The organism is Collimonas sp., from assembly GCF_044339385.1.
GTDB lineage: Bacteria > Pseudomonadota > Gammaproteobacteria > Burkholderiales > Burkholderiaceae_D > Collimonas.
The window spans coordinates 1-9278 of record NZ_JBIIVN010000107.1 but is presented as its reverse complement, the minus strand read 5'-3'; the positions used below and the strand labels follow the sequence as shown (position 1 = coordinate 9278).

At 58.7% G+C, this 9278-nt stretch carries 4 protein-coding genes and 1 pseudogene; 4 read left to right on the top strand and 1 reads right to left on the bottom strand.

Features of this window, described 5'->3' with window-relative positions:
- Positions 1-305, top strand: a 305-nt coding sequence (locus ACIQ0R_RS08750) for a hypothetical protein (protein WP_395826257.1), incomplete at its 5' end; no start/stop codon positions are given.
- A gap of 34 nt (positions 306-339) precedes the next feature.
- Here the strand turns inward: ACIQ0R_RS08750 and purL are convergent.
- Positions 340-4371: a phosphoribosylformylglycinamidine synthase gene (gene purL, locus ACIQ0R_RS08745; RefSeq protein ID WP_395826255.1), complete on the bottom strand. Its 4032-nt coding sequence runs from the start codon at positions 4369-4371 to the stop codon at positions 340-342.
- A gap of 391 nt (positions 4372-4762) precedes the next feature.
- On the opposite strand from purL, the pseudogene ACIQ0R_RS08740 reads away from it, so the two are divergent.
- The 3 genes and pseudogenes from ACIQ0R_RS08740 (at position 4763) to ACIQ0R_RS08730 (ending at position 8953) form a co-directional block, all read left to right on the top strand.
- Positions 4763-5965: pseudogene (locus ACIQ0R_RS08740) on the top strand (DUF2252 domain-containing protein).
- 173 nt (positions 5966-6138) lie between these two features.
- The gene (locus ACIQ0R_RS08735; RefSeq protein WP_395826253.1) at positions 6139-7404 is read left to right on the top strand and encodes an FAD-dependent oxidoreductase; all 1266 of its coding nucleotides are present in this window, start codon (positions 6139-6141) and stop codon (positions 7402-7404) included.
- A 34-nt stretch (positions 7405-7438) separates the two neighbouring features.
- Positions 7439-8953, top strand: coding sequence for an NAD(P)H-hydrate dehydratase (locus ACIQ0R_RS08730; protein ID WP_395826251.1), 1515 nt, complete (start codon positions 7439-7441; stop codon positions 8951-8953).
- Positions 8954-9278 lie beyond the last annotated feature (325 nt).

Below are 9278 nucleotides of genomic sequence, written 5' to 3'. Positions count from 1 at the left end.
GTATTTTGGTATTTTGGTATTTTGGTATTTTGGTATTTTGGTATTTTGGTATTTTGGTATTTTGGTATTTTGGTATTTTGGTATTTTGGTATTTTGGTATTTTGGTATTTTGGTATTTTGGTATTTTGGTATTTTGGTATTTTGGTATTTTGGTATTTTTATTAGCGACGATACCGTTCGCCGCTATCGCCTTGCCTAGCGTGAGCTCCCGTGGCCACGCGTTAGCTCGATCTTTGACGCAAATCGGCGTGGACAAAAGAAGCAACTTGCCCGCCCTGCCCGCTACCGACGGCCGATTCCGATAGTGCAGGAATCGGCCGGATCAAACCTTAGAGTTATTTACCCGACCCATTTACGCGCATTACGGAACATGCGCATCCATGGCGAATCCTCGCCCCACGATTCAGGATGCCACGACTGCTGCACCGTGCGGAACACCCGTTCGGCATGCGGCATGCAAACCGTGAAACGGCCATCAGGCGTTGTCACCGAGGTGATGCCTTGCGGCGAACCGTTCGGATTGTACGGATAGCCTTCCGTTACTTGTCCCTTGTTGTCGACGAAGCGCATCGCGACCAAGGCTTCATTAATATCACCGGTTTGCGAGAAATCGGCAAAGCCTTCGCCGTGGGCGATGGCAATCGCGCTTTGCGTGCCGGCCATGTCCTGGAAGAAAATCGACGGTGACGATTCAACTTGCACCATCGAGAAGCGCGCTTCGAATTTTTCCGACTTGTTACGCATAAACTTCGGCCACGCCTGGGCGCCGGGGATGATCGATTTGAGGTTGCTCATCATCTGGCAACCATTACAGACGCCCAGTGCAAAGGTATCGCCACGCTGGAAGAACAGCGAGAACTGCTCGGCCAGTTTGGCGTTGAACAGAATCGTCTTGGCCCAGCCTTCACCCGCACCCAGCACATCGCCGTAGGAGAAGCCGCCGACGGCGATAAAGCCCTTGAAGTCATCCAGACGCGCGCGACCGGCGATGAGATCGCTCATGTGCACATCAACCGAGGTAAAGCCCGCCTGGTGCATCACATAGGCGGTCTCAACATGCGAGTTGACGCCTTGCTCGCGCAGGATTGCGACACGTGGCTTGGCAGTCAGATTGAGAAACGGCGCGGCGATATTGTCTTGCTGATCGAACGGGATCTTCGGTGTGATGCCGGGATCGGCCGCATCCAGGATGCGGTCGTATTCAGCATCGGCGCTGGCCGGATTGTCGCGCAGGCGGGCGATGCGCCAGCTAGTTTCGCTCCACAGACGTTGCAGGTCGATACGGGTCTGGCTGTAGATGGTCTTGGCGTCGCGGCTGAATTCGATGACGTCACGCGTGTTCGGCTTGCCGATGATGTGGCTGCAAGCGCCGAGGTTGTAGCTGCGCAGCACGTTCATGACTTCCGATTTCTGCTCGGCACGCACTTGCAGTACCGCGCCCAACTCTTCGTTGAACAACGCCCGCAAGGTCAGTTCATTGCGGCGCTCAGCGACCTGCCCGGTCCAGTTTTTAGAATCGCCCCAATCGGCTGCGTGCTCGCTTTCCATGGTCAGAATGTCGAGGTTGATCGACAGACCGCTGTGACCGGCAAACGCCATCTCACACAGGGAAGTAAACAGGCCGCCGTCGGAACGGTCGTGGTAAGCCAGCAGCTTTTGCTCGCTGTTGAGTTGCTGGATCGCGGCGAAGAAGCCCTTCAGATCTTCCGCACTGTCGACATCCGGCGTCTCGTTGCCGATCTGCTGCATGACCTGCGTCAGCGCCGAAGCGCCCATACGGTTCTTGCCGCGACCGAGGTCGATCAGGATGATGGCCGTGTCGCCAACATCGGTACGAATCTGCGGCGTCAAGGAGCGGCGCACATCGGTCACCGGCGCGAAGACCGAGACGATCAGCGACACCGGCGACGTCACCGACTTGGCTTGGTCTTGGTCTTTCCAGGTAGTGCGCATCGACAGCGAATCCTTGCCGACCGGGATGCTGATGCCAAGCGCCGGGCACAATTCCATACCGACCGCTTTGACGGTATCGAACAACGCAGCATCCTGCCCAGGCTGACCGCAGGCGGCCATCCAGTTGGCAGACAATTTGATGTCAGAGATACCGGCAATCGGCGCCGCAGCAATGTTGGTCAGCGCTTCGCCGACCGCCATGCGGCCGGAAGCCGCAGCGTTGATGACAGCCAGCGGAGTGCGCTCACCCATCGCCATCGCCTCGCCCAGATAGCCTTCGAAACTCATGCTGGTGACGGCGCAATCGGCCACCGGAATCTGCCACGGGCCAACCATCTGGTCGCGCACCGAAGTCGCGCCAACGGTTCGGTCGCCGATGGTGATCAGGAACGATTTGTCTGCGACCGTAGGCAGCTTCAGCACGCGTTGCGAGACTTCCAGCAGATCCATGCCGGTCAGGTCGACCGGCGGCAGTACCGGATTGACGTGCGTCACGTCGCGCAGCATCTTTGGCGGCTTGCCGAGCAAGACATCCATCGGCATGTCGACCGGATGACTCAGTTGGCTATCCCCGTGTTGCGAATCGATCACCTTCAGTTGGCGCTCTTCGGTAGCGGTGCCGACCACGGCGAAGAGGCAACGTTCACGCTGGCAGAAGTACTCGAACAGCGGCAGGCTTTCCGGTGCGATCGCCAATACATAACGTTCTTGCGATTCGTTACTCCAGATTTCCTTGGGCGCCATACCGCTTTCTTCCAGCGGCACCTTGCGCAAATCAAAAATCGCGCCGCGCTTGGCATCGTTGGTGATTTCCGGGAAGGCGTTCGACAGGCCGCCAGCGCCGACGTCATGGATCGACAGAATTGGACTCTTGTCATCCATCGCCCAGCAGGCGTTGATGACTTCTTGGGCGCGTCGTTCCATTTCGGGATTGCCACGCTGCACCGAATCGAAATCCAGATCCGCAGTATTGGAGCCGGTTGTCATCGACGATGCGGCGCTGCCGCCCATACCGATACGCATGCCGGGACCGCCCAGCTGGATCAGCAGGCTGCCGACCGGCAGGTCGTTCTTCTTGGTGTGCTTGTCGGAGATGCTGCCGATGCCGCCGGCAATCATGATCGGCTTGTGATAGCCCTGCACGTTGCCGCCGACGTTTTGTTCGTAAGTACGGAAATAACCGCCCAGGTTAGGCCGGCCGAATTCGTTGTTGAACGCGGCGGCGCCGAGCGGGCCTTCGATCATGATCTGCAAGGCCGAAGCGATGCGCTCCGGCTTACCGTACTGACCTGCATCCTGCTGGCCGGGAGCACTGACATCGGCAGCGGTTTCCCATGCCTGCCGGGCGTCCGGCAGCAACAGGTTCGATACGGTGAAACCGGTCAGACCGGCTTTTGGCTTGGCGCCGCGGCCGGTTGCGCCCTCGTCGCGAATTTCGCCACCGGCACCGGTGGAAGCCCCCGGGAATGGGGAAATCGCGGTCGGATGATTATGCGTCTCGACCTTCATCAGAATGTGCGTCAGCTCTTCCGATGCGCGGTAGGTATTGCCTTCGGCCGCGCCACGCGCATAGAAGCGCGACACGGTAGCACCTTCGATGATGGATGAGTTGTCGCTATAGGCAACAATGGTGCCCTTTGGTTGTAACTGATGGGTGTTCTTGATCATCGCAAACAGCGATTTGTCTTGCGCCTTACCGTCGATGATCCAGTCGGCGTTGAAAATCTTGTGTCGGCAATGTTCGCTGTTGGCCTGTGCGAACATCATCAATTCGACATCGGTCGGATTGCGCTTGGCGTTGCTGAAGGCCGTCACCAGGTAGTCAATCTCATCGTCCGATAAGGCCAGACCGAATTCGCTATTGGCTTGCGCCAGCGCCTGCTTGCCACCGGCCAGCAGATCGACAAACGCCAGCGGCTTGGCATCGAGTTCGCGGAACAGGCCGCCGGCGTCTTCGGCGCTGCGCAGCACGGTTTCGGTCATGCGGTCGTGCAACACATCGGCAATCGCGCGTACGCTATCGTCGCTCAGCGTCTTCTCGGCGCCCAGACCCATCAGACCAGCCTTCAGCTTGACTTGATAAGCGATCCCGCGCTCTATGCGCTTGATGTGCGTCATGCCACAGTTATGGGCAATATCGGTGGCCTTACTGGTCCATGGCGAAATAGTGCCGAAACGCGGGATGACGATGAATTCCTCCCCCCCCTCGCCGACAATCGACGAATCGAACGGATCGCCATAGGTCAGCAAGGCGTTCAGGCGGCCGATATCGTCCTGGCTGAGCGGTGTCGCGGCATCGACAAAATGGTCGAAACGGCCGGTGACGGCGATGACATTGCTGTCGATCGCTTGTAATTGGGCTAAAAGGCGTTGGGAACGGAAGGCGGGAAGAGCATTGGAACCGGGCAAAATCAACATGGCGAGAAGGGAGTTGATGCAGCGTGCGCTGCGGGTTAAATCAGAAGCCGCCATTATACAGTGCCGGCCCGTCCCCTGCCCCGTGAAACAATGACAAAATCCACTTGACTGCACTTGGCTGGGATCCGGCAAACACTCCTTCGCCCCAGAAAATGATAATAAGAAATTACCAAAAATAGCAAAAATACAGCGATTATCGCTATTCTTGAGCCGCTACGCCCGCATCCAGAACCCCACTACCGCGCTTGTCTTGCCGCGCTCACATGGAACATTGCCAGGCCGCAGCCGAGGAAACAGCCAAGTCAATTTTTGTCAGCATTTTGTCAACATGATGCAGTAAGATTGGCGGCAGACAACTCGCCTTCAATTGACTCCCACCAAGAGGCCCAACATGGTCAATGTCGTAAAGCGTATCCAGCAATACAACGCCGGACGGGATCCGGAACGTCTGCAACTCAAATATTGCAATATCCGCAGCAATCCGTTTGTCTTCCTGCGCGGCACATGCCACCTGTTCTACGAGCGGCTGCCGCAAAGCGGTTTGTTCCGCAGCGCCCCGGCCACCTGGGTCTGCCGCGATCTGCATCTGGAAAATTTCGGCAGCTACAAGGGCGACAACCGTCTCACCTACTTCGACATGAACGATTTCGACGAAGCCACGCTGGCGCCGGCCAGCCTGGAACTGGTGCGCTTCCTGACCAGCGTCCTGATCGCCGCCGAAGGACTGTCACTGAGCGTCGCTGAAAGCCGGGGTCTGTGCCGCACCTTCCTTGACGCTTACAGCGCCGCGCTGACCTTGGGCAAGGCGCGCTGGGTCGAGCGCGATACCGCGCAAGGCATGGTCGGCGCACTGCTCAACGAGTTGCGCGGCCGCCAGCGCGCACTCTATCTGGAGAGCCGCACTATCCGCAACGGCAAACAGCGCATGCTGCGCGTCGACGGCAAGAAGGCGTTGCCGGTATCGGACAAACAACGCGCCAAAGTCACCGACTTCATGCATGCGTTCGCGGCGAGACAACCGAATCCGGCTTTCTACAAGGTGCTGGATGTGGCGCGCCGCATGGCCGGCACCGGCAGCCTCGGCGTCGATCGCTACACCATACTGGTGGAAGGCAAAGGCTCGCCCGACACCAACTATCTGCTCGACCCGAAGCAAGCGCTGCCCTGCTCGCTGGCGCCGTATCTCAAACTGGAATAACCAAAATGGAAAACCGAGGCGCACCGCGTGGTGGCCTTGCAACGGCGTTGCCAGGCGGTGTCGATGGCCTTCTTACAACCGGTCATGCTGGGCAAGACCTCGTATGTGCTGCGCGGGCTGCAGCCGAGCGAAGATCGCGTCACAATCAATCGATCGCATCAAACGATGAGCGATATCCAAAGCGTAATGATCACCATGGGCGATGTCGTCGCCTGGGCACAACTGCGCAGCGCTGGACGCCAGGGCTCGGTGAATGCCGATGAACTGATCGATTTCGGACAAAGCAAAAAATGGCAAAAGCCGTTGCTGGAGGCGGCACAGGAATGCGCCATCGAAGTCCGCAAGGATTGGCAGATCTACAGCCAAGCCTACGACGACGGCGTTTTCAACATCTGAGCGCTACACAAAAATATGTAGCGACCATATTTGCCTGAGCTCGCCGTCCTCATTGCAAGTAATTCAAGGTATTATTACGCTCGCCTGCATAAGGCAAGCACGCAAACCGGCACCGAGTCTGGGAATTTTTTTATATCGACAAAACCGGTCCGCAGAACACCTTGAGAGCAATAGTGATACATCAACAAACACAGAAACAAATAGCGGTTATAGGCGGCGGCGTGATGGGCATCTGCGGCGCCTATTTCCTGGCCCAGGCAGGTCATCAGGTCGCAGTGATTGAGCAACGCAGCAATGTTGCGGAAGAATCGACGCTGGGCAACTCCGGCATCCTGTCGGCCGGTTCGGCGCTGCCCTGGTCGGCACCCGGCATGCGCAAGGCAATTCTGAGCGGCATGTTCAATCAGGAATCGCCCAACGTCCTCAATGCCCGCTTCAGCCCCGCGCTATGGTGCTGGATGCGGCGCTGGATGGCAGAGTCGGAAGTGCAGCGTTTCCGCCTCCACACCCACCAGATGCAACGCCTGGCATCTTATAGCCAGGACTTGTTGCAGCAAATCGAACAGCATTTTCAGATCGACTTTGAACAAAGTCGCGGTTTGCTGCGACTGTGCCGCAACGATGAAGAGCTCGCCGCGCTCGACCCCGCCCGCGAATTGCTGAGCGAATGCGGCGTCAGCCACAGATTGCTCGACAGTAGCGCTGCGCGCGCGCTGGAACCGGCGCTGGCAAACGCCGGCAATGTGGCCGGTGCACTTTACTTCCCGGATATCGGGGCCGGCAACTGCACCCTATTTACCAAACAACTGAAAGCCATCCTGCAAGGCTTGGGCGTGCACTTTCATTTCAACAGCAATGTCAGCGCCATCGCCCCTCATGGCTCACGCGTGGCGCTGCAAATTGATGGCCAGCAGCTCAGCGCTGATGCCGTGGTCTGCGCCACCGGCAGCGCCAGCGCCAAGCTGCTTAAGCCGCTTGGGCTGCGCCTGCCGCTGCACGCCATCAAGACTTACACGGCGACCGCCAGCGTCAAGAATTATGAAGATGCGCCGAAGCTGGCGGTGCTCGACTCGTCCTACAAGGTCAGCATGGCACGCATCGGCTCGCGCCTGCGGCTGGCAGGCGTTGCCGAATTCGGCGCCAAGAATATGGATATTGACGACAAGGCACTGCGCACCCTGCTGAAAGTCGCGCATGACTGGTTTCCAGACGCCGCCAACTTCAACAGCGCCAGTTTCTGGTGCGGCCACACGCCAATGCTGGCCGACGAAGTACCGTTGATTGGCCATACTGGCGTCAACAATGTCTTCGTCAATATCGCCCACGGCGGTTCCGGCTGGAGCATGGCACTGGGTGCGTCAAAATTGCTGGCCGACCAGATTTCCGGGCTACCATCTGAAGTTGATCTGGACGGACTGACCATGGCGCGCTATGGTTAATCCCCGCAGTTCCACTCGTCCAGGCTGATATCCAATGAACGCCATCTATTCAAGCGCCGATATCCGGAAAATTGAACAGGCGGCGTTACGCAACGCGCCGCCATACAGCCTGATGCAACGTGCCGGCCACGCCGCCGCGCAGGCTGCGCTGCGCATATTGCCCGGCCCTGCGCATGCGGCAACCATTCTCGTATTGGCTGGACCAGGCAACAATGGCGGCGATGCACTGGAAGCCGCTGCCAGTCTGACCAGGGCCGGAGCCGAAGCGGTCGTGCTACCGCACGCCGACCCGGCCGGCCTGCCGACAGATCCCGCCAGCGCGCTCAAGCGCGCCCAACAGCACGGTGTACACCTGATGCCGCCGGAACAGTTTGCCGAGATCGATAGCAGCCAATGGACGCTGGTCATTGATGGCCTGTTCGGCATCGGCCTGGCCAGGGCGCTGGGTGACGACTTGCAGCCACTGGTGCAGGCCGTCAATGCGATGCAATGCCCGGTACTAGCACTGGATGTGCCGAGCGGGCTGGATGCCGATACCGGCACGGTGATCGGCGCTGCTGGCGGCGGCATTGCCGTCGCAGCCACGCACACCATCACTTTCATCGCCGACAAGGCCGGCCTGCATACCGGCGACGGTCCTGACTACGCCGGCCAGGTTGAAGTCGCCCGCTTAGGGATCGCCGACAATTATTTTCCCGCCGCGCATATGTGGCTGAACCAGCCTGCGTTGTTTGCCGAGCGCCTGCAACCGCGCCGGCGCAACACGCACAAAGGCAGCTTCGGTGACGTTGCCGTGATAGGCGGCGCAGCCGGCATGGGCGCTGCGCCGATCCTGGCGGCTCGCGCCGCTGCCAAATGTGGCGCGGGCCGCGTATTTATCGGTTATGCGGAAAATCCACCTGCCTATGACAGCGCACAACCCGAATTAATGTGTCGGCATGCCGACGACCTTGATTTTTCGACAGCGACGCTGGTCGTCGGCACCGGCCTTGGCATGGCAGATACGGCATTGGCACTGCTGGCGCGCGCCTTGGACGCGCCGAGCTGGCTGGTACTGGACGCCGATGCCCTCAATCTGCTGGCGCGGCAACCGTTACTGCAACAACAGGTGGCGCAACGCCAGCATGGCGTGCTGATGACTCCACATCCGCTAGAAGCGGCGCGCCTGCTCGGCGTCAGCACCTCTGAAATCCAGGCTGACCGGGTTAGCGCGGCACGCAAACTGGCCCGTCATTTCAACGCAGTCGTTGTATTAAAAGGTGCCGGTAGCATCATCGCTCGCGCCGATGGTGCGGCGGTGATCAACCCTACCGGCAATCCGGCCCTGGCGACAGCTGGCAGCGGCGATGTCTTGTCCGGCATCTGCAGTGCCTTGCTGGCGCAGGGATGGCCGCATTGGGAAGCCGCGCTGGCGGCAGTATGGCTGCACGGCCGCGCTGCCGACCAGCTGGTTGAACAAGGAGTCGGGCCAGTCGGCCTGACTGCCAGCGAACTGATTCCGGAAGTGCGTTTTCTGATCAATCAGTTGATCCAAGAAAACGCCAGCTGACCGACTTACAGTCGAAAAGACGTATGAACAATTCTTGCTGCCCCCTCATGCATATTTGCTGTTGAGCGCGCGACCCGCCTTCAATCATGCCGTATGGCGCCTCGATTTGCCGATTGAGCTTCCCCCGAAATTTAGTCTTCCATAGGTAACGTAAAATCAACGATCCTTTGGAATGAGCTTCCCTCGATTTTTCGTCTTCCAACAGGTGGCTTTTATGCCGCCTGTTTTTCCTGATGTTGCTCAGCGAGCCTGTCATCTAAATACTGGCAGGGTGAACGATAGCCAAGCGTCGAATGCTGCCGTTGGCGATTATAAAAGACTTCGA